General features: G+C 45.7%; 25 protein-coding genes and 1 tRNA gene. 14 read left to right on the forward strand and 12 right to left on the reverse strand.

The features are described from left to right. Window positions 1–10: 10 nt before the first annotated feature. The 3 genes from R7Z47_RS17060 to argS form a co-directional block, all read right to left on the reverse strand. Entirely contained in the window at window positions 11–532 is a 522-nt protein-coding gene (locus R7Z47_RS17060; protein ID WP_042523163.1) for a YqhA family protein, read from the reverse strand. A gap of 150 nt (window positions 533–682) precedes the next feature. After that, complete coding sequence (locus tag R7Z47_RS17065) at window positions 683–1,111, reverse strand: HIT family protein (protein ID WP_005382194.1); 429 nt, start codon at window positions 1,109–1,111, stop codon at window positions 683–685. Window positions 1,112–1,235: 124 nt separating this feature from the next. Further along, entirely contained in the window at window positions 1,236–2,969 is a 1,734-nt protein-coding gene (gene argS, locus R7Z47_RS17070; protein WP_005388349.1) for an arginine--tRNA ligase, read from the reverse strand. 220 nt (window positions 2,970–3,189) lie between these two features. On the opposite strand from argS, the gene R7Z47_RS17075 reads away from it, so the two are divergent. Then, on the forward strand, window positions 3,190–3,789 hold the full coding sequence (locus R7Z47_RS17075) for a VOC family protein (protein ID WP_258474065.1): 600 nt from the start codon (window positions 3,190–3,192) through the stop codon (window positions 3,787–3,789). Between the two features lie 74 nt (window positions 3,790–3,863). Here R7Z47_RS17075 and purU read toward each other — a convergent pair whose 3' ends face one another. After that, a complete protein-coding gene (purU, locus tag R7Z47_RS17080; RefSeq protein ID WP_005382206.1) occupies window positions 3,864–4,697 on the reverse strand; it encodes a formyltetrahydrofolate deformylase in 834 nt (277 codons plus the stop codon). A gap of 218 nt (window positions 4,698–4,915) precedes the next feature. Here purU and R7Z47_RS17085 point away from each other — a divergent pair, with 218 nt between their 5' ends. From R7Z47_RS17085 to rnd, 7 genes are all read left to right on the forward strand, one after another. Further along, a complete protein-coding gene (locus tag R7Z47_RS17085; RefSeq protein WP_005382210.1) occupies window positions 4,916–6,856 on the forward strand; it encodes an ATP-dependent DNA helicase in 1,941 nt (646 codons plus the stop codon). Between the two features lie 29 nt (window positions 6,857–6,885). Further along, window positions 6,886–7,587, forward strand: coding sequence for a tRNA (adenosine(37)-N6)-threonylcarbamoyltransferase complex dimerization subunit type 1 TsaB (tsaB, locus tag R7Z47_RS17090; protein ID WP_017634804.1), 702 nt, complete (start codon window positions 6,886–6,888; stop codon window positions 7,585–7,587). Window positions 7,588–7,647: 60 nt separating this feature from the next. Continuing rightward, on the forward strand, window positions 7,648–7,953 hold the full coding sequence (locus R7Z47_RS17095; RefSeq protein ID WP_005382213.1) for a hypothetical protein: 306 nt from the start codon (window positions 7,648–7,650) through the stop codon (window positions 7,951–7,953). A 41-nt stretch (window positions 7,954–7,994) separates the two neighbouring features. Beyond that, entirely contained in the window at window positions 7,995–8,552 is a 558-nt protein-coding gene (locus R7Z47_RS17100) for a Slp family lipoprotein (RefSeq protein WP_005382214.1), read from the forward strand. Between the two features lie 6 nt (window positions 8,553–8,558). Further along, the gene (locus R7Z47_RS17105; protein WP_213870025.1) at window positions 8,559–9,413 is read left to right on the forward strand and encodes an alpha/beta fold hydrolase; all 855 of its coding nucleotides are present in this window, start codon (window positions 8,559–8,561) and stop codon (window positions 9,411–9,413) included. Window positions 9,414–9,519: 106 nt separating this feature from the next. Beyond that, window positions 9,520–11,211: a long-chain-fatty-acid--CoA ligase FadD gene (fadD, locus tag R7Z47_RS17110; RefSeq protein WP_318130307.1), complete on the forward strand. Its 1,692-nt coding sequence runs from the start codon at window positions 9,520–9,522 to the stop codon at window positions 11,209–11,211. 78 nt (window positions 11,212–11,289) lie between these two features. After that, window positions 11,290–12,408 carry a ribonuclease D gene (gene rnd, locus R7Z47_RS17115; RefSeq protein WP_031777213.1) on the forward strand — a complete coding sequence of 373 codons (1,119 nt, stop codon included), beginning with the start codon at window positions 11,290–11,292 and terminating at the stop codon, window positions 12,406–12,408. A 77-nt stretch (window positions 12,409–12,485) separates the two neighbouring features. On the opposite strand, the gene minE is transcribed toward rnd, so the two are convergent. From minE to minC, 3 genes are read right to left on the reverse strand one after another with little or no spacing between them, the layout of a single operon-like run. Next, complete coding sequence (minE, locus tag R7Z47_RS17120; RefSeq protein WP_005388332.1) at window positions 12,486–12,749, reverse strand: cell division topological specificity factor MinE; 264 nt, start codon at window positions 12,747–12,749, stop codon at window positions 12,486–12,488. A 2-nt stretch (window positions 12,750–12,751) separates the two neighbouring features. Further along, the gene (gene minD / locus R7Z47_RS17125; protein WP_005388331.1) at window positions 12,752–13,564 is read right to left on the reverse strand and encodes a septum site-determining protein MinD; all 813 of its coding nucleotides are present in this window, start codon (window positions 13,562–13,564) and stop codon (window positions 12,752–12,754) included. A gap of 17 nt (window positions 13,565–13,581) precedes the next feature. Continuing rightward, window positions 13,582–14,244 carry a septum site-determining protein MinC gene (gene minC, locus R7Z47_RS17130; protein WP_005382304.1) on the reverse strand — a complete coding sequence of 221 codons (663 nt, stop codon included), beginning with the start codon at window positions 14,242–14,244 and terminating at the stop codon, window positions 13,582–13,584. Window positions 14,245–14,441: 197 nt separating this feature from the next. Here minC and R7Z47_RS17135 point away from each other — a divergent pair, with 197 nt between their 5' ends. From R7Z47_RS17135 to R7Z47_RS17150, 4 genes are all read left to right on the forward strand, one after another. Then, window positions 14,442–14,723, forward strand: coding sequence for a YcgL domain-containing protein (locus R7Z47_RS17135; protein ID WP_005382303.1), 282 nt, complete (start codon window positions 14,442–14,444; stop codon window positions 14,721–14,723). 48 nt (window positions 14,724–14,771) lie between these two features. After that, complete coding sequence (locus R7Z47_RS17140) at window positions 14,772–15,743, forward strand: lytic murein transglycosylase (protein ID WP_318130309.1); 972 nt, start codon at window positions 14,772–14,774, stop codon at window positions 15,741–15,743. An 88-nt stretch (window positions 15,744–15,831) separates the two neighbouring features. Next, entirely contained in the window at window positions 15,832–16,776 is a 945-nt protein-coding gene (locus R7Z47_RS17145; protein WP_005382299.1) for a LysR family transcriptional regulator, read from the forward strand. Window positions 16,777–17,033: 257 nt separating this feature from the next. After that, window positions 17,034–18,233 (forward strand): NupC/NupG family nucleoside CNT transporter, encoded by a 1,200-nt coding sequence (locus R7Z47_RS17150; RefSeq protein WP_206953976.1) that lies wholly within the window; start codon window positions 17,034–17,036, stop codon window positions 18,231–18,233. Between the two features lie 68 nt (window positions 18,234–18,301). On the opposite strand, the gene folD is transcribed toward R7Z47_RS17150, so the two are convergent. Next, complete coding sequence (folD, locus tag R7Z47_RS17155) at window positions 18,302–19,162, reverse strand: bifunctional methylenetetrahydrofolate dehydrogenase/methenyltetrahydrofolate cyclohydrolase FolD (RefSeq protein WP_005382297.1); 861 nt, start codon at window positions 19,160–19,162, stop codon at window positions 18,302–18,304. A 203-nt stretch (window positions 19,163–19,365) separates the two neighbouring features. Here folD and R7Z47_RS17160 point away from each other — a divergent pair. Next, window positions 19,366–19,442: transfer RNA gene (locus R7Z47_RS17160), tRNA-Arg, on the forward strand. A gap of 163 nt (window positions 19,443–19,605) precedes the next feature. After that, entirely contained in the window at window positions 19,606–21,297 is a 1,692-nt protein-coding gene (locus R7Z47_RS17165) for a class I SAM-dependent methyltransferase (protein ID WP_318129946.1), read from the forward strand. 94 nt (window positions 21,298–21,391) lie between these two features. On the opposite strand, the gene R7Z47_RS17170 is transcribed toward R7Z47_RS17165, so the two are convergent. From R7Z47_RS17170 to R7Z47_RS17185, 4 genes are read right to left on the reverse strand one after another with little or no spacing between them, the layout of a single operon-like run. After that, window positions 21,392–22,615: a beta-ketoacyl-ACP synthase gene (locus tag R7Z47_RS17170; protein WP_054865730.1), complete on the reverse strand. Its 1,224-nt coding sequence runs from the start codon at window positions 22,613–22,615 to the stop codon at window positions 21,392–21,394. Next, window positions 22,612–23,337 carry a 3-oxoacyl-ACP reductase FabG gene (gene fabG / locus R7Z47_RS17175; RefSeq protein WP_005388326.1) on the reverse strand — a complete coding sequence of 242 codons (726 nt, stop codon included), beginning with the start codon at window positions 23,335–23,337 and terminating at the stop codon, window positions 22,612–22,614. Before fabG ends, R7Z47_RS17170 begins: the two co-directional genes overlap by 4 nt. Further along, window positions 23,334–23,798 (reverse strand): hotdog family protein, encoded by a 465-nt coding sequence (locus R7Z47_RS17180; protein ID WP_017634799.1) that lies wholly within the window; start codon window positions 23,796–23,798, stop codon window positions 23,334–23,336. The genes fabG and R7Z47_RS17180 overlap by 4 nt, the downstream gene beginning before the upstream one ends. After that, window positions 23,791–24,978 carry a beta-ketoacyl-[acyl-carrier-protein] synthase family protein gene (locus tag R7Z47_RS17185; RefSeq protein WP_238966638.1) on the reverse strand — a complete coding sequence of 396 codons (1,188 nt, stop codon included), beginning with the start codon at window positions 24,976–24,978 and terminating at the stop codon, window positions 23,791–23,793. The genes R7Z47_RS17180 and R7Z47_RS17185 overlap by 8 nt, the downstream gene beginning before the upstream one ends. Window positions 24,979–24,986: the final 8 nt, after the last annotated feature.

Genomic DNA, 24,986 nt, shown 5'->3' on the forward strand with positions numbered 1-24,986 from the left:
TACAGCGAAATTAATGTTCTTCAGAGTGTTTAGTCGCGCCTAACCCTAGGAACTTTAAACCAAGACTTAAAACTAAAATCGAAATAGGTAATGTTAAGATCGTCCAATCTAAGCTGTCGAAGTTAATCAGCACGAGCTCTAAGAACTTCACAAACAAGATCACGATGATGACTTCAGCCAAAATGTTTTTTAGATGGCCGATGTTTGGGGTTCTGATCCAATGCAAAACCGACTGCTCTTGTGTTTTCGCTTTAGCTTTGTTGGAAATAAATAGTGTGTAGATGCCGTGAGCAAAGATGAACAAAACTAGTGCGACAAGAAACGTATCCAGTGACTTGATCAAATAAGCGATCGCGATGTCTGCTTTATCTAAATGTGCGAGTGCTTCTGGAGGTGTTTGATTGAGAATGAAGACCGCAAATGCCGAATAGGTTTTTGCTGCACCCATAAGAAAAAGCAAGAATGAAGCAGCCATAGAACAGATAATGGCGATCCAGCTGACGTATCGGAATGTGTTGAAGACTTGTTTCATGATGACCCTCTCTAACTGAGCTGGTAGTCTAAACAAGTTTTATTTTAGTGATAATCCCAGAAAAATGAGAAAGATTGTTACAAATACGTATTAATCTTTCTCTGTCTATTTCAGCCGTATTCAAAGGCGAATTATTTTCGCTAGCAGTGCTTATGCTTTTTGGAAAATAGAGCTCAGTGACAGCACATTTTTAATGCGACCAAGCAATTCGTTTTGCTCTTCTTCTGTACGGAATTCACCTTTGGTGTTCCCCCAAACCGGTCCCGGCCATGCTACGTCATCTTTGAAGCGAGCAATATGGTGAATGTGCAGCTGTGGCACCATATTACCTAGCGCACCAAGGTTTAGCTTGTCTGGACGGAATGTTGCTTCCAGTGCTTGGCTTACCGCTTGAGACTCTAGCAAAAACTGTTGCTGTTCTTGCATTGGCAAGTGGTGAAGCTCTTTTAGGTTTGCACGTTTAGGGACCAAGATAACCCATGGCACGGCGTTATCTTTATGCAGAAGCGCCACACACAGTGGGAAGTGGCCGATAACGGTGGTGTCTTTTGCCAGTTGAGGGTGCAGTTCAAAACTCATTATGTTGTCCGATTTGAATTGAATGACATCAGTATACGCCAGATAAAACAAAAGGTTGACGCTTTCACGTCAACCTTTGTCATCATTTAGCTTGTGCTACTTAAGCTACCTACGTAAAAGCGGATTACATACGCTCTAGAGTATCAATACCTAGTAGAGACAGACCTTGCTTGATGGTCTTCGCTGTTAGCGCAGCTAGTTTCAGACGGCTTTGTTTCACAGCTTCGTCTTCAGCAACTAGGATAGGGCACGCTTCGTAGAAACTAGAGAACTGACCTGCTAGTTCGAATAGGTAGCTACACATGATGTGCGGTTGGCCTTCGCGAGCGACAGATTGAACCGCTTCTTCGAACTGCATAAGTTTAGCAATAAGTGCTTTCTCTTTCTCATCAGTGATTTTGATGTCGCCTTGGAGAGCGTCCATAGCAACACCAGCTTTAGCGAAAATAGAAGCTACGCGAGTGTATGCATATTGCATGTATGGTGCTGTGTTACCTTCAAACGCTAACATGTTGTCCCAATCGAACACGTAGTCAGTCGTACGGTGTTTAGATAAGTCAGAGTATTTAACCGCTGCCATTGCAACTGTTTTAGAGATCTTCTCTTTTTCTTCCGCATCTAGCTCAGGGTTTTTAGATTCGATCAGTTGTGCTGCACGAACTTCTGCTTCATCTAGAAGGTCGGCAAGGCGAACGGTACCACCCGCACGAGTCTTGAATGGCTTACCATCTTTACCAAGCATCATGCCGAACGCGTGGTGCTCAAGAGATACTGACTCAGGTACGTAGCCTGCCTTACGAACAATTGTCCAAGCTTGCATTAGGTGCTGGTGTTGACGTGAGTCGATGAAGTAAAGCACACGGTCTGCGCTTAGCTCTTCATAACGATATTTTGCACATGCGATGTCTGTTGTTGTGTATAGGAAACCGCCATCGCGTTTTTGAACGATAACGCCCATTGGTTCGCCATCTTTGTTCTTGTATTCATCTAGGAATACAACTTGCGCGCCATCATCTTCAACGGCAAGACCTTGTTCTTTTAGGTCTGCAACGATCTTAGGAAGCATGTCGTTGTACATGCTCTCGCCCATCACGTCGTCACGAGTCAGTGACACGTTTAGACGGTCGTAGTTGCGCTGGTTTTGGATCATGGTTACATCAACGAGTTTTTTCCACATTTCTGCACAGTACTCGTCACCGCTTTGCAGTTTCACAACGTAGTTTCGCGCCTTTACTGCGAAGTCTTCATCTTCATCGTACAGCTTTTTCGATTCGCGGTAGAAGCCTTCAAGGTCCGCAAGCTCCATAGAAACTTCGCCAGACTCTTGTTGTACACGTTCAAGGTTTGCGATAAGCATACCGAACTGAGTACCCCAGTCGCCGATGTGGTTCGCACGGATCACTTTGTGACCTAGGAACTCAAGAGTACGTACCACCGCATCACCGATGATGGTTGAACGTAGGTGACCAACGTGCATTTCTTTAGCTACGTTTGGTGCAGAGTAGTCAGCAACGATAGTTTGAGCTTCGTCTGCTGCAACGCCAAGACGTGAGTCAGCCAGTGCTGCTTCCGCTTGTTTTGCTAGGAACTCTTCGCTTAGGAAAATGTTGATGAAACCAGGACCAGCGATTTCTGTCTTGCTCGCAATACCATCTAGGTCTAGAACATCCAGTACTTTCTGTGCAAATTCTCGTGGGTTAGTACCCAGTTTTTTAGCAACGCCCATTACGCCGTTTGCTTGGTAGTCACCAAATTGTGGCTTTGCTGATTGGCGTACTGCCGCAGGACTGCCTGCAGGTGCGCCAGCGGCTTCTAGAGCCTGAGATACTTTGTCATTAATAAGTGCTTGGATATTCACACGCGTTTCCTTCAATTCAAGGACGAAGAACTCGGCGAAGTAAGTGCCGAGTTCTGTTGGAGTTCACAAAAATGGGGCTAATGATAACAACTTTATTGCTTTTCATACAGAGAGGAATTGGGGAAATTTATACTTTTTCGATTGAATGGAAATGTGGTTTGGTTTGCGTTTACTATTGCGCTCAGAGTAATGAGATAAATCGCCCCAAAAGAGAACCACAATGACGACTCAACTAGTTGAAAAACGCCTAGCGCCTAAATTGATGATCCAAGATCTGGATGCATTTATGGCGAAGATTGAAGAGCTTGCATCCCTGTTAAAACTGGATCTGAGCTTTGCTCAAGCTGACCATATTGCGCTGCGAATTAATGATACTGAAACAGCAAAAGCCGCGCATGAAGCATGGAATCAATACGGTAAGGTGATTTCACAAGCGAAAATCAACGGTCGCCCGATTATTGTTATTGAATTCGACAAAGCGTTAGAAAGCCGTGGCTGGAAGATAGAGTGTCTGGAACTGCCATACCCTGCGGAAGGCAAAATCTACCCAACTGAAAGCTGGGAACATGTGGAGTTTGTTATTCCGTCTCATACCGAAACTGCAGACGAGTTTCTTGCTGATTTGAAACACACTTACCCAGCGTTTGGGGCGCGTTTTAATGAGTTGGAAGAGCTGGGTGTGAAGATCAAACTGTCGAGCCCGAAAGGGGATGGCGAACGCTTGAACAACCCAACGGTGGCGTTTAAGTACCAAGGCATTTGTATCAAGCTGCACCCGCATTCACTTAAGCGTATTGTGGAGTCTGAGCAGGCTGAATAAGCAAGTTTTGAACGACTAGAAAGAAGAAAGGTTTGCAAATGAGCAACCCTTTCTTTCATTCAAAAGCGATGAACTTAAAGGATCACTGTCTTATTCCCATAAACAAAGACGTGGTCATTGATCACTTTATTCAAAGCCTTACTCAATACGTTCTTCTCTACATCCCGTCCCGCTTGCGCCATATCTTGGGCATTGAATGTATGGTCGACAGGAATTACGTCTTGCTTGATGATCGGCCCTTCATCTAAATCATTAGTCACGAAGTGTGCTGTTGCACCGATGATTTTCACACCGCGATCGTAAGCTTGTTGATATGGCTTCGCGCCAATAAAAGCAGGTAAGAAGCTGTGATGAATATTAATGATTTTGTGGTGATATTTCTCAACAAACGTCGGCGTCAATACGCGCATGTATTTAGCTAGCACCAAAAAGTCAGCATCGTATTGATCGATCACTTCTAGCATCTTCTGCTCGTGTTCTTCACGGCTAAGGTTTTCATGGGTCACGTGGTGGTAAGGAATGTCGAAGCGCTCAGTGAGAGTTTGCAGTTTGTCGTAATTCCCCACCACAGCGGCGATCTCAACATCTAGGCTTCCATCGTAGGTTTTCATCAGAATATCGCCTAAACAATGCGCTTCTTTTGTGACGAGAATGACGATGCGCTTACGGCGAGAGCCAACCAATTTACGCTTAGCACCTTGCGGGAGAGCTTGGTCCAAGTCGGCAAGAAACGTTTGATCGTTGAAGTACCCCTCCAACTCCGTCCTCATGAAAAAGTGGCCACTGGTATTATCAACAAATTCGTTATTGTGAACGATGTTGAGTTGGTGCTTGTAACAGATATTAGTAATTTTCGAGATGAGACCCGGGGCGTCAGAACAGTGGGTCAACAGTGTTTTCTTTTCCATAAATCAGGTACTTCCATGCATTAATATTTTAGCGTACGAATTTGTTATTATTCCCTGGCGGGTGTAACTGTACTGCCATGTTTCACCATAAATAATCTATTCTTACGTTGGTTTCAACAAAATATCCGCGTGTCGCCGCAAGCTGGTCAGATTGTGGGCTGATGTCACTCCTATTCCTCTGATATACTCTCGATAATTTTTCAAACTCAATACCAAGCATGATCGCAAAAACTTTTTCCTCTGATGGCGCGTTAGGTAAGGCCATTCCTGGCTTTCAAGCTCGTCAGCCACAAATCGATATGGCGGAAGCCGTCAGCAGTGCGATCAAAGATCAAACCCAGTTGGTGGTGGAGGCAGGAACCGGAACCGGTAAGACCTTCGCCTACTTAGTCCCTGCGCTGTTAAGCGGTAAAAAAGTGATCATCAGTACAGGCTCGAAAAACTTGCAAGAGCAGTTGTACCATCGTGACTTACCGCTCATGGTCAATGCGCTTGGTTTTTATGGCCAAGTGGCGTTATTAAAAGGGCGTTCTAATTATCTGTGTTTGGATCGTTTGAGCCGCCAAATGGTCGAAAGCCACACTAATGAATCTGACCCGACGTTATTAACTCAACTGGTTAAAGTGCGTGCTTGGTCATCAGAAACCAAAACAGGTGACCTTGGTGATTGTGATGATCTGCCAGAAGACAGCATGATCATTCCGACTATCACCTCAACCAATGATAACTGTTTAGGTAAAGAATGTCCGAGCTACACTGATTGCTTTGTATTGAAAGCGCGTAAGCGAGCCATGGATTCCGACATTGTTGTAGTGAACCATCACTTGTTTCTTGCTGATTTAGCGATCAAAGAAACAGGATTCGGTGAACTGATTCCAGAAGCCGATGTGTTTATTTTTGATGAAGCTCATCAGTTGCCAGATATTGCGAGCGAATATTTCGGCCAGTCAGTTTCAAGCCGCCAAATTCACGATCTTGCCAAAGACATTGAAATAGCCTATCGCACCGAAGCCAAAGATATGCGTCAATTGCAAAAAGTGGGCGACAAACTCATGCAAAGCGCAATGGACATGCGGATTGTATTGGGTGAGCCAGGCTTTCGTGGCAACTGGCGTGAGGCGTTGCAATCAGGTTCTATTAAGCGAGAATTATTGCGCTTAACTGACAGCCTCGAATTGGCGATTGATGTACTCAAAATAGCCTTAGGGCGCAGTCAATTACTGGATACCGCCTTTGAACGAGCCAATTTGATCAAAGGCCGTATAGACCGGGTATGTGATGTCGATATTACCGGTTACTCATACTGGTACGATACCTCGCCTCGTCATTTCGCTCTGCACATTACGCCTCTTTCTGTCGCGGACAAGTTCCATGAGCAAATAGAGATTAAACAAGGCGCGTGGATTTTCACGTCAGCAACCCTAGCCGTATCGGGCGATTTCAAGCACTTTACTGAGCGCCTTGGCCTCAAGCCTACAAAGCAATTTTCTCTGCCGTCCCCCTTTGATTATCAAAAGCAAGCGCGCCTTTGTGTGCCAAGGTATTTGCCAGAGCCAAACAGTAACGGCTTAGCGGATAAGTTAGTCCGAATGCTTGCTCCGGTGATTGAAGAAAATGATGGTCGCTGCTTCTTTTTATGTACCTCGCACAGCATGATGCGTGAACTAGGTGAGAAGTTCCGAGAAGTACTTGAGCTGCCTGTGTTAATGCAAGGGGAGATGAGTAAGCAGAAAACTTTGGCGGAGTTTATGGAACTGGGTAACGCTTTACTCGTGGCGACAGGCGCCTTCTGGGAAGGGATTGATGTTAGAGGTGATGCGCTGAGCTGTGTTATTATCGACAAATTACCGTTTACCGCCCCTGACGATCCGTTACTCAAAGCCCGTATCGAGGATTGTCGATTACGTGGCGGTGAACCATTTGCTGAAGTACAAATCCCGGATGCAGTGATTACGTTAAAGCAGGGAGTCGGGCGATTAATTCGAGATCAGAAGGATCACGGTGCGTTGATCATTTGTGATAATCGCCTCGTCACGCGAGACTATGGTGGTATTTTCCTCGGAAGCCTACCACCTATCCCAAGGACGCGAGACTTAGATGGAATCAAAGCATTCCTGAAAGCAGAACAATCTGTCACAGACGCAAGTGCTGAGGCATAACCCAATAAATGAAAGTTGTAGAGAGTTAAATGAGCGCAAAAATTCTTGCTATCGATACAGCGACTGAAAACTGTTCAGTTGCGTTGTTGGCTAATGATCAAGTGATTTCACGTAGCGCGGTTGCACCACGCGATCACACCAAAAAAGTACTGCCAATGGTTGATGAAGTACTCAAAGAAGCTGGCCTGACTCTACAAGAGCTGGATGCGTTAGCGTTTGGACGTGGTCCAGGTAGCTTTACTGGCGTTCGTATCGGTATTGGTATCGCACAAGGTTTGGCGTTCGGTGCTGACTTACCTATGATCGGCGTTTCAACGCTGGCTGCAATGGCTCAAGGTAGCTATCGCTTACATGGTGTGACCGATGTCGCTGTGGCTATTGACGCACGTATGGGTGAAGTTTACTGGGCACGTTACACTCGCCAAGCAAACGGTGAGTGGGCAGGGATGGATGCAGAGTGCGTAATTCCACCAGCACGTCTCGTTGAAGAAGCACAAGCAGACGACAAAACGTGGACGACAGCAGGTACTGGTTGGGATGCTTACCAAGAAGTATTAGCAGGCCTACCGTTTAATTTGACGCATGGTGACGTTCTGTACCCTGATTCACAAGACATCGTGATTCTTGCTGAACAAGAATTTAAAAAGGGTAATATCGTGCCGGTCGAAGATTCGAGCCCTGTTTATTTACGTGATAATGTGACATGGAAAAAACTTCCTGGTCGCGAATAGTCCGTTTTTCATTAACCTGACAAAAAGCAGGGCGTTTGCCCTGTATTTTTATGGAGTGCTATGGCGTCGATTAATGGCTTGCCTCCTTCTTTGATTCCCGGTGCAAATCGCACTAATAAAGCCAGTCAAAAGAAGCCGGTAAATAAATCACAAACAAAGCAGCCTGTAGGTCAGCCTTCAAAGGTTGCTAACGCCGTGGCGCACTCCATAAAACACGTGGATGAGTCCCAAATTCACCGAGCTCAAGTGCAATATGACCTTCCTGAAGGGGGCGCACGTAAAGCAATGGAGCAGTACATGGATGTCATGAATCGAGCTAAAAAAGAGGAACTGGCTCAATTACTTGGTGTCGATATTTACGTGTGAGATCTCCCCAGCTTGGGGTTACTAATATTGAAAGGTGGTTTATGAAGGTTTTTGGACGGTTTTTTCTCGCATTATTTGCTACGGTTGGTTTGTCTGCGTGTAGCTCGTTGCCTGAGGAGCTAAATGCAAGCACAGAATTGGTCGTTACAGACTATAAAGCTTTTGCTGAGTCTCAGGGGCAAGTGAGTGAAGATGTTCGCCTTGGTGGAATCATCGCTAAAGTGGATAACTTTAAAGATAAAACGCGTCTAGAGATTGTAAACCTTCCTATCAGTAAGTCTGGTAAACCTGATATCGATGAAGAGCCTACGGGGCGTTTTGTCGCCTATTTTGATGGCTATTTAGAGCCTGTCGCCTTTAGTGAAGGCCGTTTGGTGACGGTTGTAGGCAAAGGAGCAGGGGAAGAAGAAGGAAAGATCGGTGAGCACGGTTACATCTTCCCGGTAATAAAGGGGGAAGGGTACCGTTTATGGAAAATTGAAGAACGTGTACGCATGTATGACTCGCCAACCTACTTTTACCCATGTTACTCGATTAACTGCCGCATGTGGCGTAATGATTTCCCACAAGACGGTAAAGTGATAAAACAGGTCAAATAATCTGCGATGCATGAGCGTCAATTCGAGCTTCCTGCCGGCAAAATGGCAGCCCTTGAGATAGGGAACGAGAAAACGGCTGACTTGTCAGTCGTTTTTCTTCATGGGTGGTTAGATAATGCGGGCAGCTTTAAAGCGCTCATGGAGCAGTTGAACCAACTTAATCCTCACTTACACCTCCTCGCCATCGATCATTTTGGTCACGGTTTATCGAGTCATAAATCTCACGATAATTATTACCCCTTTCACGACTATATTGCCGATTTGTATCAGTTTTTGGACGAATTATCACCAAACAGACTGATATTAGTAGGGCATTCACTTGGTGCTTTAATCGCAAGTTGTTATAGTGCTGCGTTTCCAGAGCAGGTCGAAGGTCTTGTGCAAATTGAGGGAGCAGGACCTCTTACTGAAGAGCCTATTAACAGTTTGCCTCGTCTTCGCGATGGCGTTTTAAGTCGAATAAAACAGCAAAACAAGCCAGAGCGAGCCATTGCCTCCTTCGATCTGGCGTTAAAATTACGCATGCAAGCCAACCAATTAACCGCTGAGCAGCTTCTACCGATAGTCGAGCGTGGAACAGAGCAGCGAGGAGATAAATGGTATTGGCGGCATGACGCCAAGTTAAAATGTGCGTCGCTTTACCGAATGGCGCAAGCGCATGCTAACTCGATTACCAGCCAAATACGTTGTCCTCATTTGATTGTATTAGGCGATCAAGGATTTCAGAATTTACCATCTAACCAAGCTGATTGGGGAGAGAACCCACCGCAAGTGGTTTCTGTCAAGGGTGGTCATCACTGTCATTTAGAGCAAATACTCGAGGTCGCAACGCGAATTCTTGGTGTAGTTAACAAAATTTAAACAAGTGTTTGAGAGTTGCGTGCTCAAGCACGTTCGCTGTGCTGTAATAGCTTTCAAAATAAAAAGGACGCTATTTTTTAGCCAGTTATAAACGAGGAGTAACATCGTGGATAAACCATGGCTTTCACGTTATCCAAGTGACGTACCTGAAACCATTAATCCAGAGCAATATGAGTCTTTGGTAGAAATGTTTGAACAGTCTGTACAAAAATATGCAGACCAACCAGCATTCATGAACATGGGCTCGGTTATGACCTTCCGTAAATTGGAAGAGCGTAGTCGCGCATTCGCAGCGTATCTGCAAAACGAGTTAAAACTGCAAAAGGGTGACCGTGTTGCTCTGATGATGCCAAACCTACTGCAATACCCAGTGGCGTTGTTTGGTATTTTGCGTGCAGGTTGTATCGCCGTAAACGTTAACCCACTTTACACTCCTCGTGAACTTGAGCACCAATTGAATGACTCAGGTGCGACGACGATTGTGATTGTATCTAACTTTGCGAACACGCTAGAACAAATCGTCGATAAAACACCAGTTAAACACGTGGTGTTAACCAGCCTTGGTCAAATGCTGCCACGAGCGAAAGGTACGATTGTCGATTTTGTCGTGAAGTACGTTAAGGGCATGGTGCCTAAGTATGATTTACCTGGTGCAATCTCAATGCGTCAGGCTCTACGTAAAGGTCGTCGTCTACAATACGTTAAACCGTTTATGTCTGGGGATGACATCGCATTCCTGCAATACACGGGCGGTACGACAGGCGTCGCGAAAGGTGCGATTCTTACACACCGTAATATGATTGCGAACGTTTTACAGGCGAAAGGCGCGTACGGGCCGGTTTTATCTCCAGGCCGCGAATTAGTCGTGACAGCGCTACCGCTGTATCACGTATTTGCTCTTACCGTAAACTGTTTACTGTTTGTCGAAATGGGTGGCCGTAACCTACTTATTACGAACCCTAGAGATATTCCAGGGTTCGTGAAAGAGCTACAAAAGCATCCGTTTACTGCGATTACGGGCGTGAACACCTTATTTAATGCTTTGATCAACAACGAAGACTTCCACGAGTTGGATTTCAGTAACCTACGTTTAGCCGTTGGCGGCGGCATGGCAGTGCAGCGCTCAGTAGCAGAAAAATGGCAAAAGACCACGGGTTGTTACCTACTAGAAGGTTACGGCCTAACCGAGTGTTCTCCATTGGTTGCGGCATACCCGCATGACCTTGTTGAATACAATGGATCGATTGGTCTGCCTGTGCCATCAACGGAAGTTCGCATTGTGGACGAAGAAGGCAACGCTCTTGCGAATACTGAAACTGGTGAACTTCAAGTTCGTGGTCCTCAGGTTATGCAAGGCTACTGGCAACGACCTGAAGCAACGAAAGATACGATCAACGAAGACGGTTGGCTATCAACGGGCGACATTGTTAAGTTCGATGACGAAGGCTTCTTGCACATCGTTGACCGTAAGAAAGACATGATCTTAGTATCAGGCTTTAATGTTTACCCGAACGAAATCGAAGACGTTGTAGCGCTACACGGCAAAGTCCTTGAAGTGGCTGCTATTGGTCAGCCGCATGAAGTGTCTGGTGAATTAGTGAAGATTTATGTCGTGAAACGCGATCCGAGCTTGACCAAAGACGAAGTGATCGCGCATTGTCGAGAACACTTAACTGGCTACAAAGTTCCGAAGTTGGTTGAGTTCCGCGAAGACTTACCTAAAACCAATGTCGGTAAGATCTTGCGTCGTGTTTTACGCGAAGAGAATGACGCTGAACTTGCGAAGAAAAGCGCATAAGCCGATTTCGTCGAGTCGAGAGATTTAAAAAATGATAGAATGCCAGCGTTTTGCTGGCATTTTTATAGCGAGAAGTATGTGAACTATCAAATTATTACTAAAAACAAAGACCTAGAAGAGGTTTGCACTCATGCCCGAGAGGCAGACGTAGTGATGCTGGATACCGAATTCGTTCGTATTCGCACTTTCTACCCGCAGTTAGGTCTGATTCAGCTTTTCGATGGTAATCGCCTCTCGCTGATTGATCCGACTGAATTAACGGATATGACGCCGTTTGTAGCGCTATTAAAAGATACTTCTGTGCTAAAAGTGCTGCACGCATGTGGTGAAGATTTAGAAGTTTTCCAAAACGCTTTTGGTTGTACACCATTCCCTATGGTGGATACGCAGCTGATGGCCGCTTTTCTCGGTCACGGCCTATCGACAGGCTTCGCATCGCTGGTGGAAGAATATTTAGGCGTAGAGCTCGACAAAAGTGAATCACGTACCGACTGGATGGCTCGTCCACTGACACAAAAGCAATTAGATTATGCTGCCGCAGATGTTCATTACTTGTTACCGTTATACGAAAAGCTGTTCGATAAGGTGACGCAAGCAGGTTGGTGGGAAGCTGTACAGCAAGAAAGTGATTTACTCGTTTCGAAACGTATTCGCGTAACCAATGAAGAGAATGCCTACCTTGATATTAAGGGCGCTTGGCAATTAAAACCTTCTGAGCTGGCGATTTTAAAGCCATTGGCGACGTGGCGTTATCGTGAAGCAATCAAACGAGATTTAGCGCTGAACTTTATCTTCAAAGAAGGTGATCTATTAACGGTCGCTCGTCTTGGTTTAACGAACTTTAAGAAGATGGAAGCAGAAGATATTGATATCCGAGCGATTAACCGCCATGGCGCGAAGATTGCCGCGATTGTTAAACAAGCGAAGCAAACTCCTTCTGAAGAGTATCCTGCGAAAATTGAGCGTTTAATGGACTATCCGGGTTACAAGCAGGTCTTCAAAAATATGAAAGACTTGGTGAAATCGGCTTCGCAGAAGTCAGGTTTAGCCACGGAGTTCCTTGCCTCTAAAAAGCAGATCAATCAGTTGATCAGTTGGGTTTGGAAAAAAGATCGTGACCCAGAAGTATTGCCTGATTTGATGCAAGGGTGGCGTTTGGATTTACTCGGCGACAAGATGAACAAAGCATTAAAGTAATGAAAGATGAAAAAGGTTGGCCTCGATGCCAACCTTTTTCGTTCTAATGAGAGCATTCGTCTGGCGAGAGAAACTGATTACTTTTCTTCGTCTGGTAGCTTCACATTCAGCTCAAGAACTGAGATATCGTCGTCTTTGTGCTCAAATGTTAAGTCAACCATATTTGGATCAATTGCCACGTACTTGCTGATTACTTTCAAGATGTCTTCTTTTAATTGAGGCAAGTAAGACGGCGCAGGATCATTTTGGCTGCGGCGCTCTGCGACAATGATTTGCAAACGCTCTTTAGCTAGATTCGCAGAAGTTTTCTTCTGTGGACGGAAAAATTCTAATAATGACATGTCTAGCCTCCAAAGAGTCGTTTAAAGAGTCCTTTCTTCTCCTCAGTAAGGAAACGAAATTCAACCTGATTGCCTAATAAGCGATCAACGGTGTCAGAATAAGCCATACCCGCATCGGTGTTATCGTCAAAAGTGACTGGCACACCTTTGTTTGACGCGTTAAGTACGGCTTGGCTTTCTGGAATCACGCCCAGTAGTGGAATATGTAAGATCTCCTCTACGTCTTCAACGCTTAGCATTTCGCCTTGAGTGACGCGAGATGGGTTGTAGCGAGTCAGTAGCAGGTGCTGTTTTACTGGCTCTAGCCCTTGTTCTGCACGCAGTGACTTAGAATCTAAAATACCGAGAATGCGGTCAGAGTCACGCACAGAAGAGACTTCTGGGTTCGTTGTGACAATGGCTTCATCGGCATAGTACAGGGCCATTAACGCGCCTTGCTCGATACCTGCTGGTGAATCACAAATAATAAAATCAAAGCCCATTTCATCAAGTTCGCCGAATACGCGCTGAACACCATCTTTTGTCAGTGCGTCTTTATCACGAGTTTGAGAAGCAGGAAGAATAAATAGGTTGTCCGTGCGCTTATCTTTGATCAGCGCTTGGTTTAATGTCGCTTCACCGTTAATGACGTTTACAAAGTCATACACGACGCGGCGCTCACAGCCCATGATTAGATCGAGGTTACGCAAACCGATGTCAAAATCGATCACCGCGGTCTTTTTTCCCTTAAGAGCTAGACCAGAGGCGATGGCTGCGCTTGAAGTGGTTTTACCAACGCCACCTTTACCAGACGTTACTACAATAATGCGTGCCATTTTTTTTCCTTTTTAGATTAAATCGCGAGAACTTCTAAATGTAATGATTCATCGGCTTTACTGATCATTACTTTCTTTTGCCAGTACTCGCTTTCAATTTGATCGCTTAACCAGTAGTCACCCGCAATGGATACCAGTTCTGCTTGTAAATCGTGGCAAATAATACGCGCTTCCTGCTGACCACTTGCTCCTGCAATCGCACGACCTCGAAGTGTGCCATGGATATGAATAGAGCCGTCAGCAATGACTTCAGCACCTGCACTTACGTGCGCTAGCACCACCAAATCACCATCTTTTGCGTAGATCTGTTGTCCTGAGCGGACAGGCGTACGAACTACTTTCGTTGGTGCCATTTTGGCAGGTGCTTGGCTTGGCGATTTGCTCGCCGACATAATGGCGAAGCCAGCTTCGGAAGCAAGGTTTTGTACACGCTTGTCTTTACAGCCCGTTACACCGACCGGAATAAAACCAGCATCTGAGATGCCTTGTTTAAGCTTAGGGAAATCAATGTCGCCTTGTACTTTTGCTATATTGATTACCAAAGGCGCGGATGCAAAAAAAGAAGGTGCTTGAGAAACTTTTTCTTGCAAAAATTCGACAGTCTTTGCGATCTCATTGTCAGAAAGGTGTAAAACTGACAATGTAAAACTGCTACCTTTAAGGTCTGGTGAATGGGTCATCGTGGACTTCTTGCCTTTATTGAAAGAGCGTTGCCTTAAACTAGGTATGTCATGTTATATTTCATCCTTTGACGCAGCAAGTTCTCTCGTGGGCAAATAGGTGAATTAATCTCAAATTTGCTATTAAGTTTGCGAGAATTTGACGTTTACAACCTAATCCGCACTCAACGCGGCTAAATCAGCATAAAAGGCGTGTCATGCTTTGTTCTATTTATAAAAGCTCGAAAAAAGAAGGTACTTATCTCTATATTCCGAAAAAGGATGATTTTTCACAGGTTCCTGACACCTTAATGCAGATGTTCGGTAAGCCTATCGCTGTCATGACGATTAAACTTGATGGCCGTAAATTGGCACAAGTTGATATCGAAAAAGTGAAGGCTTCATTACAAAATGATGGCTTCTTTCTTCAGGTTCCACCGCCGCCGGAGAACCTATTAGAAAAGTACAAAGAACAAAAAGCCCAGCAGAAAGGCGAATAACGTCATCGTTTTTCATCTGGGATTTCTGCCTTGCTCAAGGAGGGCAATATGAAAAAGATACTGGCTACCATGCTTAGCGTTGGTATGTGTACCTCGGCTTTTGCAAGTAGCGAGGGTTTTGATGAATACTTGAATAAGCTGCGTGCTGAAGCTCGTGATAAAGGTATCTCAGAGCAGGTCATTAGTGCTGCTTTTGCTAATGTTGAGTACAAGCCCCGAGCAGTAAAAGCGGACCGAAACCAACCAGAAAAGAAACTGACATTGGATGAGTACATTCCTCGCGCGGTGCCTGAGTGGAAGGTGAAGCAAGCCAGACAACTCTACAAAGAGCATTACACTGAGCTAAAGCGTATAGGCGATGAGTACGGTGTCCACCCGCGCTTTATTGTGGCACTTTGGGGAGTTGAAAGTAACTTTGGTAAGTTTACCGGCAACTTTAAAGTGATTGATGCACTATCCACAATGGCATTTGAAGGCCGTCGTGAAGAGTTTTTCCGGAAAGAGACCATGTCGGCACTTCAGATCCTCGATCAAGGCCATATTGAGCTAGAGAACTTTAAAGGCTCATGGGCTGGTGCGATGGGTCAATGCCAGTTTATGCCAAGCTCTTTCCTTCGTTTTGCTGCTGACGGCAACGGTGATGGTAAAAAAGACATATGGCAATCTGAAGCGGACGTGTTTGCATCAACCGCTAACTATTTGAGCAAGTCTGGTTGGGATGATAAATATACTTGGGGTCGCCAAGTTAAGGTTCCTAAAAATATTGATCGCAGCCTAGAAGGGCGCACGGCTGAAAAAGGCAAATACCTTCAAGAGTGGAGCCAATTAGGTATCACAAAATATGACGGTAGCCCGTTGCCAAACCTGGATGAAGACATCAAAGCATGGTTGATCATGCCGGACGACGAGAATGGTCGTACGTATCTGGTTTACAATAACTACAACGTATTGATGAAGTGGAACCGCTCTTACTACTTCGCACTTGCTGTGAGTCACTTGGCTGACCGCATTAAATACTGATCTGCCATCAAACAATTTGGCATTCAGTCTTCAATACAAGGGCTCTTCGGAGCCCTTTGTTTTTTCTATAACCAAATCGAGGTAAAGCGTGTTATCTGAACGTGCCGCACAAATGGTGATTTTCTCCGCTCTTCTTAAACACAAAAGCTTCACAGCTGCTGCAAAGAGCTTAGGCGTGTCGGTGTCTCATGTGAGTAAACAGTTGAGTCAGTTAGAAGCGTCTCTTGGTATCAAGCTTGTTCAACGCACTACGCGAAGCTTTACGCCGACTGAGGCAGGGAAAACCTTTTTTCATCACTGTGAGCAAGTGGTACAAGCGGTGAGCAGCGCCACATTAGAGATGGAAACCCAGCGGGATGAAGTAGCAGGTTTGGTACGTCTTGGGTTGTCGCAATCATTTGGTACCTTACACATTATTCCAGCGATTCAAGAGTTACGCGAACTGTATCCTCAACTTCAAGTGGAAGTACATCTGTTTGACTATAAGGTCGATATGTTAGCCGAAGGGCTCGATTTATGGGTAACCAACAACGAGCATTTGCCTGAAGGTTACATTGCGCAGCGTTTGACGGATTGCCAGTTTGTTGTTGCGGCATCGCCAGATTACTTATTGAAACATGACACGCCAGCAGAACCGGATGACCTATCTGCTCACAACTGCCTCATATACAGAAGCTGGGAGCGTGACTATACGGGGTGGGCGTTTACCAAAGATCAGCAAGAATTGAACGTAAAAGTCTCGGGTAACTATTCAGTGGATCTGGCAGAAGCCGTTCGGGATGCGGCTATTGCAGGTTGGGGTATTGCCTACCTTGCCACTTACTTGCTGGGGGATGAGTTTAGAACGGGTAAGTTAATACAGCTGTTACCTGACTGGAAAGCCAGCCAGTCGATGCCGTTTTATGCGGTATACCCAAGCCGCCAGCATATGCCAAAAAAAATATCCGCAGTGATTAACTTTATCAAACAGAAGATCGGCAACCCTTGTCATTGGGACCAACGTTTGGCGCCTTACATCTCTATTCCTAAATAACAGGATCAATGACGTTGTAGAACGACACATAAGGTGATTCACTTCACAAAAATTTTTCCTGAACCAGAAACATATTTTCCATATGGAAATAATTAAAATAAGCAAACGTTTATCTTCAATAAATTCAATTGGTTATTTTGTTGGTCAGTTATTGGTCGCTTAAACTTTTCACACTGTTAACATCCTCAACTTGCAGCATTTTGAGTCCGCTATACAATCCGGTGCCTTCCATATCCCCCTTCTGTCGGATTCATTTTATGAACTCAATTATTGGTATCGTAGCCATACTATTCCTAGCATGGCTACTTTCTACAAATAGAAAAAATATAAAGCTGAGAACGGTGTCGTTTGCGTTTGCTTTGCAGGTACTGTTTGCGTTGTTGGTTTTATATGTACCAGCAGGACGAGATGCGCTGAATTCAGTGAGCAGTGTTGTGTCGAATTTGATCAACTATGGTCAAGAGGGCATTGCGTTTTTATTCGGTAATTTGGCGACAGGGGGCTTCACCTTTGCGATCAATGTTCTGGGTATCATCGTTTTCTTCTCCTCTCTTATCTCAGGTCTTTATCACATTGGTGTGATGCCAAAAATCATTAACTTTATCGGTGGTGGTATTCAAAAGCTGCTAGGTATCGGTCGTGCTGAGTCTTTGTCTGCTACGGCGAATATCTTTGTTGGCACCATTGAAGCACCATTAATGGTAAAGCCTTACCTAAAACACATGACTGACTCGCAGTTCTTTGCAGTTATGACAGGTGGTTTAGCGTCAGTTGCTGGCGGAACGTTGGTTGGTTACGCATCACTGGGTGTCGACCTCAATTATCTTATTGCTGCTGCATTTATGTCGGCACCTGCCGGCTTGTTGATGGCAAAAATTTTAATGCCAGAAGATACGGATAAAGCAGCAGATATCGACATTAGCCAAGTTGAAATTCCACGTGCAACTAACGTGGTTGAAGCGTTAGCCGATGGCGCAATGGCGGGTGTTCGTATCGCTGTATCGGTCGGTGGTACGTTGTTAGCGTTCATCAGCGTAATCGCGTTGTTGAACGGGATGCTAGGTTGGGTTGGAGACCTTATTGGTACGCCACTAAGCTTTGAGCTTATCTTAGGCTACGTATTTGCACCTGTCGCATGGTTGTTAGGTGTGCCATGGGAAGAGGCGATTACGGCGGGCTCGCTTATTGGTAACAAGATCGTGGTGAACGAGTTCGTCGCTTTCATCCAGCTTGCAGAAGTGAAGTCTCAACTTAGTGAACACTCACAAGCAATCGTGACGTTTGCTTTGTGTGGCTTTGCAAACATCTCAAGCATGGCGATGCTGATTGGTGGGTTAGGCTCTTTGGTACCAGAAAAGCGTGCATTTGTTTCTAAGCATGGTTTCCGTGCGATTATCGCTGGTGTCATGGCGAACTTAATGAGCGCTTCTATTGCGGGCGTGATTTTAAGTCTGTAATTGAAATAGATATCAACAATTAGCAAAAAGGCTCCTCGCGGAGCCTTTTTCGTATCTGAAGTTTTACGTTATTTGTCTGTGTGGAACTGTTCGCAAGCGAGCATCGTGTTCTCAATTAAACTTGCGACGGTCATTGGGCCAACGCCACCAGGAACAGGAGTAATAAAGCTCGCACTTTCACGTGCTTTGTCGTACTCCACGTCGCCAACTAGTTTGCCTGAGTCAAGACGGTTAATACCGACATCGACCACCACTGCGCCTTTTTTAATCCACTCACCAGGGATGAAGTTAGGCTTACCAACCGCAACCACGACAACGTCAGCTTGACGCACATGACTCTCTAGGTCTTTGGTAAAACGGTGACATGTTGTTGTTGTGCAGCCCGCAAGCAGCAGCTCAAGTGTCATTGGACGACCAACAATGTTTGATGCGCCAACCACAACCGCATGTTTACCACGCAGCTCAATGTTGTAACGGTCGAGTAGGGTAATGATGCCCTTTGGCGTGCAAGAGCGAAGCTTTGGAATACGTTGCGCAAGACGGCCAACGTTATAAGGGTGGAAGCCATCCACGTCCTTCTCTGGGTGAATGCGCTCTAAAACATGTGTTGTGTCTATGCCCGCAGGAAGGGGTAATTGCACTAGAATGCCGTCAATTTCATCATCGTTGTTTAATTCATCAATCAGCGCTAGTAACTCTTCTTCTGAGCTAGACGCAGGAAGGTCAAAAGACTTAGAAACAAACCCAACTTCTTCACATGCGCGGCGTTTGCTACCGACATAAACCTGAGAAGCAGGATCTTCACCAACTAGAACCACTGCTAAACCAGGAGCACGTAGCCCAGCTTCAACACGTGCTTTAACACGTGCAGCCACTTCGGATCGAACAGTTTGGGAAATGAGAGTTCCGTCTATATTTTGAGCAGTCATGACTTTCCTTATAAATTAAGAAGGCAGATTATCTGCGGCGCATTGTCGCAGAATTTCTTATCAACATCCATACGCAAACGTTTGCTTTGTGGTGTTTTTGAACATTAAGCGTTTTAATGGACTTTTTTTAGGCATTCAGATCAGAATGTTATGAAAACCCGTTGATTTACCCGTTTGAACTCGTATAATCCTGTCCCTGTAGCGCGCCCTTAGCTCAGCTGGATAGAGCACGTCCCTTCTAAGGATGTGGTCATTGGTTCGAATCCAATAGGGCGTGCCATTTATTCAAAAGCCCTGATAACTCTTTGAGTTGTCGGGGCTTTGTCGTTTTTAGGTTTTTGGCTGTAATTGCCACTCTATCTACAACTTTTGAATGGCATTCTAGCCATTGCAATTTCTAGCAATTAATATGGACGCATATTAATTACCTTTCGTTAACCTTTATGCCTGCCACTTCTAACTTTTATGACCGACACGCCGACTCTTTCGCGAAGCAATACACATCGATCCAGTTTGAGGATGTCCACGCGAGTTGGAGAGTCTTCTGGCCCCAGGCTGGAGATCGTGTGTTAGATGTTGGCGCGGGCTCTGGTCGAGACGCGAAATGGATGGCTGAGCATGGGTGTGAAGTTGTTGCGATCGAGCCTGCTCAAGCACTTCTAAGGCTTGGTAAGTCTTACTGTGGCGATTCCGTTACTTGGCTTGAAGATGCATTACCTAAGCTTGAGAAAACCATTAATCTTGGCTTTCGCTTCGATTTAATTCTTGTCAGTGCGGTATGGATGCATCTTGCGCCTACGCACCGTGAACGTGCATTTCGCAAACTTGCAAATTTGTTAGCGCCTAATGGTCGATTGGTGATTAGCCTTCGTCACGGTGACTTTTCTGACGGTCGTAAAGCTTATCCCGTATCGGTTGAAGAGCTCGAAAAGTTTGCAAAGAATAGCGCTTTAATGGTGAGAAACGTATCTCTCGATGACGATCAGTTAAAGCGAACGGGTGTATCTTGGCAAACTGTAGTGATGTCTTTGCCTGATGATGGTTCCGGTGATCTGAATAAGGTTCGCCACATTATCGTCAATGATTCCAAATCGGCTACCTATAAGCTCGCACTACTACGTACTTTACTACGTATTGCAGACGCTCATTCTGGTGCAGTGGTTGATCGCAGCGAAGGTAAAGTTGCAATCCCATTAGGATTAGTTGGCTTATATTGGATTCGTCAATTTAAGCGTTTAATCGATAAAGAGAACATCCAGCAAAGCTCGAACTCGTCTAAAGGGCTAGGTTTTATAAAGCCCGATGGCTGGGGCAGACTTTCCCATTTAAGTCCTGATGATCTTGCTATAGGCACGACATTTTTTGGTGAAGATGCAGTGGCGCTTGATAAAGCGATAAAAGACAGCTTAAAAACCATAAAAGATGGTCCCGTCACTTTTACCTATCAAGGTGATAAATCAAACCCTTACTTTGAAATGATTCGTTCAGCTAAGAAGCCAAAACGTTCAATTGTTGTGGATAGAGAGTTCCTCGAAGGTTATGGGCTGTTTGTGTTGGATGAAAGCCTTTGGGATTGTTTTCGATTGTATAACTCTTGGATTGAGCCGCTGGTGGTCAACCAATGGATTATGGAAATGCAACGATTTCGGTCTAATCAAGAGCGGGGTATTCCACTGCAAACGTATCATGATTGTTTGGTCTGGATTGATAAAGACCATGATACGCGAGTCGTGCGAAAGAGAATTGAACAGTTGAAGCTCAGCCATTGCGACATTGTCAGTGTATGGAGTGGAAGCAAATTACGAAATGAGTATCACGTTGATCACTGTTTGCCATTTGCTTATTGGCCCAACAATGATAAGTGGAACTTACTACCAACATCTAAGGTTGAAAACCTAAACAAGCGTGATCGTATTCCTGCTAGCTATCGATTAAACGCATCCAAGCCGCGAATTTTGGATTGGTGGCAGTTAGCTTGGGGAGAGACGGATAATTTGAGTCGGACGTTTTTTACCGAGGCTTCATTGTCGCTACCTAATGTGCCTGCATCTTGTCAAGATTTTGAGCATGTCTTTGAAGCGATGGGATTACAAATTCGTGGTGTTAAAAGTCGCCTTTGTATCGCGGAATGGTAATGTCTTGTTTGCCGTTACAGCGTGATATATGAACCTGATAGGCAACCAACAAAAAAGCGCTGGTTAACCAGCGCTTTTGCATTTACTAAGGGCATTACACCTTTTTAAAGATGATGGAGGTGTTGATGCCGCCAAAGGCGAAGTTGTTACTCATCAAATATTTCACGTCCAGTTCTCGGCCTTGTCCGGCGATGTAGTCTAAATCGCCACATTGCTCGTCGAGGTTTTCTAGGTTGAGCGTTGGGTTGAACCAGCCTGTGTGCATCATTTCTAAACCTAGCCACGCTTCAATTGCGCCACACGCGCCTAGTGTGTGGCCAAAGTAGCTCTTGAGTGAACTGATTGGCACTTTGCCCAGAGCATTCGCTGTTGCGTTGCTTTCTGCAATATCACCGCGGTCGGTGGCAGTGCCGTGAGCAGATACATAGTCGATCTTCTCCGCAGGAATGCCCGCGTTTTGCAAAGCCATTTCCATACAGATTTGCATGGTTTCCATCTGTGGTTGAGTGACGTGTGCGGCATCACAGTTGCTGGCAAAACCGATGATTTCTGCATAGATTTTCGCGCCACGAGCGACGGCGTGTTCGTACTCTTCCAGAACCAGCGTTCCCGCACCTTCACCAATCACCAAACCATCGCGATCGGAGTCATAAGGTCTTGGTGTGCTTTTCGGGTCTTCATTCTTCAGACTGGTGGCAAAAAGGGTATCGAAGACAGCGGATTCCGTTGGACACAATTCTTCAGCGCCACCAGCAACCATGACCGTTTGGTAGCCGTGTTTGATCGCTTCGTAGGCGTAGCCGATTGCTTGGCTGCCGGAGGTACATGCACTACTGGTTGGGATCACTCGGCCTTTCAAACCGAAAAATAGACCAACGTTCACCGCCGTGGTATGTGGCATCATCTGCACGTAAGTCGTTGCGGTGATCGCTTTAGTGGTTTTCTCATTCAGCATGACACCAAATGCGCCGATTGCGTCAGTACTGCCTGTTGATGAGCCGTATGCGATACCCGTTTGACCATTGGTGAGTACGTCGTTACCAATCAAACCTGCTTGGCTTAGTGCGTTTTCTGTTGCGACGGTCGCTAATTTGGAAACACGGCCCATGCCGCGTACTTGCTTGCGCTTGTAGTGCTTTGGCAGATCAAAATCTAAAATGGGTGCCGCGAGCTTGGTGTTCAAACCTTCATACTGTTCGTAAGAAGGCATGTATTGCGTCGCGTTCTGGCAGTCACGCAGTTTTGGTTCGACAGATTGCCAATCGTTACCAAACGCAGTCACGCCCGACATTCCGGTTACAACAACTCGACGGCTCATACTAGGCCTCCGTTTACCGAAATGACTTGGCGAGTTACATAGCCTGCGATGTCAGACATAAGGTAACTGACTAAACCAGCAACTTCTTCTGGCTCTCCCATGCGGCGCAGAGGAATTTGCGGCATCGCGTGTTCTTTCACGTGTTCGTCTACCATGCCTGTGTCGATAAGCCCTGGAGCAACGCAGTTGACGGTGATTTTGCGTTTTGCCAGTTCAAGCGCGAGTGATTTTGTTGCACCAATTACGCCCGCTTTCGCTGCGCTGTAGTTAGTTTGACCACGATTCCCCATTAGGCCAGAGACTGATGCAAGCGTAACAATTCGGCCGCCTTTGCGCTTTTGCACCATTGGCATAACACAAGGGTGAAGAACGTTGTAGAAGCTATCTAAGTTGGTATGAATCACACCATCCCATTCTTCTTCGGTCATCGCAGGGAAAGCGGTATCTTTTGTGATGCCAGCGTTGTTTACGACGCCATAGTAAGCGCCGTGTTCGGCGATATCGGCTTCTAGCTTCTCACGACAATCTGCACGGTCACTGATGTCGAATTGGATAAGACGACCGCTACCACCATGCTGTTCGATGGTGTTTAGGGTGTCTTGCGCGCCTTGTTGATCGCCCATGTAATGGACAATGACTTGGAAACCATCTTTGGCTAATTGAACGGCAATGGCTTTGCCGATGCCTTTGCTGGCACCTGTAACGAGGACTTGTCGGGTCATTGTTGACTCCTGATTTTCATTTCTTGTAATTTTTCTTCTGATGGAACGTAAACGTTCAATTGGCAAGTCGCTACAACAGTTCCTTGTAGCTCAATACGGGCTGAAAAAACCGCCATACCGTTATCTTCCATAACTTTTTCAGCATACACATCGAGCACCTGTCCGCGAGAAAACGTATCGCATTCAGACGTGTATCGACGGCTACCAAGCAAAAAGCCAATCGGTGGCGCTTGTTCTTTCATTAATGCGTGGTAACCAGACCACGCCGCGACAGATTGCGCCATAAACTCAATGCCAACGTAAGCTGGCACAGTTTGAGAGGCCGAGTCGAAGAACGGATTGTGTTCTGCGATATCAACCTGACAGTGAATCGTATCTTGTTGAACATCCAAAGCACGATCAACCAAGATCATTGGTTTGTCGTGTGGCAAAAGTTGTTCGATGGGAGGAAGTTTAGTCATGAGCGTAACCAAAAATAAGACTAATATTATTGCCACCAAAAGCAAAAGAGTTGCTGAGAATCGCTTTGTTACCCAGTTTGGTTGGCGTCTCAACTAACGATATATGGATATCGTCTGCTTTGGTTTCGCAGTGTTGTATTGGCAAATCAAGGTTGTACTTGAGAATATGCCAAGCGATCGCGGCTTCCGTTGCACTTGCTGCGCCTAATGTGTGTCCGGTAAGTGGCTTTGTCGAGCTTACGGGAACGGAGTCACCAAAGCAGCGATGAATGGCTTTGCTTTCCATCGCATCGTTTAACGGCGTTGCTGTGCCATGCGCGTTGATGTAACCAATGTCTTGCGCTGTAAGTCCTGCATTGGCCAACGCTTTTTTCATCGCTTGTTCTGCGCCTAACCCTTCTGGATGTGGTGCGGAAATATGATGTGCGTCTGAGCTGTCGCCAGCTCCGAGAAGAGCAACGGGCGCAGGTGTTTTGCTTAGCAACATTAATGCTGCGGCTTCGCCGATATTGATGCCGTTACGATGTTGGTCAAACGGTTTGCAAAGAGTATCGGATAGAGCTTCTAAACCGTTAAAGCCGTTTAGTGTGAGGCGACAAATGGTATCTACACCACCCACAATAACCGCATCAACAATGCCAGAGCGAATCAGGCGCTGCGCGGTTAAAAAGACACGCCCACTAGAAGAACAGGCGGTTGAAACTGAGTAATGTGGGCCGCTCAAATCAAAGTAGGCGGCAATAAAATCGCTGCAGTTGCCAAGCTCTTGTTTGGTGTAATGGTAGTCGGCAGGAAAATTACCCTTTGCCAGCTTTTCACCAAATGCGATTTCGCCATCTGAAATGCCAGATGTGCTGGTGCCGATCACGACTGCGATACGGTCACGACCATATTCAGCAATGGCGTTATGCACGTCGCTTTCGATTTGCTGCAAAGCCGAAAGTGCGAGGCGGTTGTTTCTCGTATCAAACTGGCTGAGTGCGGTCGGCAATTGCGGTAACGTCTGTGCAATTCGACCGATTACTGTTTGGCGGCCTGAATTTAAAATATCTCGGTCAACCACCATGTTGGATGGCTTCGCTCCCGATAAACACTGGTGGATGAGCGCATCATCTTGTCCCATGGCAGAGTGAAAGCCACAGGCCTGAATATACAAAGGTTGAGAAGAGCGAATAGGCATATTGTTAT

Origin of the sequence: Vibrio sp. 1641, assembly GCF_033339995.1 — a bacterium.
In the GTDB taxonomy this organism is placed as follows: Bacteria; Pseudomonadota; Gammaproteobacteria; order Enterobacterales; family Vibrionaceae; genus Vibrio; species Vibrio alginolyticus.

Coding starts and splice junctions, on each gene's coding strand:
- minC (WP_005382304.1), bottom strand. CDS start 14,244: ATGACCCATTCACCAGACCTTAAAGGTAGCAGTTTTACATTGTCAGTT.
- R7Z47_RS17095 (WP_005382213.1), top strand. CDS start 7,648: ATGGCGTCGATTAATGGCTTGCCTCCTTCTTTGATTCCCGGTGCAAAT.
- R7Z47_RS17165 (WP_318129946.1), top strand. CDS start 19,606: ATGCCTGCCACTTCTAACTTTTATGACCGACACGCCGACTCTTTCGCG.
- R7Z47_RS17150 (WP_206953976.1), top strand. CDS start 17,034: ATGAACTCAATTATTGGTATCGTAGCCATACTATTCCTAGCATGGCTA.
- R7Z47_RS17135 (WP_005382303.1), top strand. CDS start 14,442: ATGCTTTGTTCTATTTATAAAAGCTCGAAAAAAGAAGGTACTTATCTC.
- R7Z47_RS17140 (WP_318130309.1), top strand. CDS start 14,772: ATGAAAAAGATACTGGCTACCATGCTTAGCGTTGGTATGTGTACCTCG.
- R7Z47_RS17180 (WP_017634799.1), bottom strand. CDS start 23,798: ATGACTAAACTTCCTCCCATCGAACAACTTTTGCCACACGACAAACCA.
- fabG (WP_005388326.1), bottom strand. CDS start 23,337: ATGACCCGACAAGTCCTCGTTACAGGTGCCAGCAAAGGCATCGGCAAA.
- tsaB (WP_017634804.1), top strand. CDS start 6,886: ATGAGCGCAAAAATTCTTGCTATCGATACAGCGACTGAAAACTGTTCA.
- R7Z47_RS17100 (WP_005382214.1), top strand. CDS start 7,995: ATGAAGGTTTTTGGACGGTTTTTTCTCGCATTATTTGCTACGGTTGGT.
- R7Z47_RS17075 (WP_258474065.1), top strand. CDS start 3,190: ATGACGACTCAACTAGTTGAAAAACGCCTAGCGCCTAAATTGATGATC.
- folD (WP_005382297.1), bottom strand. CDS start 19,162: ATGACTGCTCAAAATATAGACGGAACTCTCATTTCCCAAACTGTTCGA.
- R7Z47_RS17105 (WP_213870025.1), top strand. CDS start 8,559: ATGCATGAGCGTCAATTCGAGCTTCCTGCCGGCAAAATGGCAGCCCTT.
- R7Z47_RS17185 (WP_238966638.1), bottom strand. CDS start 24,978: ATGCCTATTCGCTCTTCTCAACCTTTGTATATTCAGGCCTGTGGCTTT.
- minE (WP_005388332.1), bottom strand. CDS start 12,749: ATGTCATTATTAGAATTTTTCCGTCCACAGAAGAAAACTTCTGCGAAT.
- minD (WP_005388331.1), bottom strand. CDS start 13,564: ATGGCACGCATTATTGTAGTAACGTCTGGTAAAGGTGGCGTTGGTAAA.
- R7Z47_RS17170 (WP_054865730.1), bottom strand. CDS start 22,615: ATGAGCCGTCGAGTTGTTGTAACCGGAATGTCGGGCGTGACTGCGTTT.
- R7Z47_RS17085 (WP_005382210.1), top strand. CDS start 4,916: ATGATCGCAAAAACTTTTTCCTCTGATGGCGCGTTAGGTAAGGCCATT.
- R7Z47_RS17065 (WP_005382194.1), bottom strand. CDS start 1,111: ATGAGTTTTGAACTGCACCCTCAACTGGCAAAAGACACCACCGTTATC.
- purU (WP_005382206.1), bottom strand. CDS start 4,697: ATGGAAAAGAAAACACTGTTGACCCACTGTTCTGACGCCCCGGGTCTC.
- R7Z47_RS17060 (WP_042523163.1), bottom strand. CDS start 532: ATGAAACAAGTCTTCAACACATTCCGATACGTCAGCTGGATCGCCATT.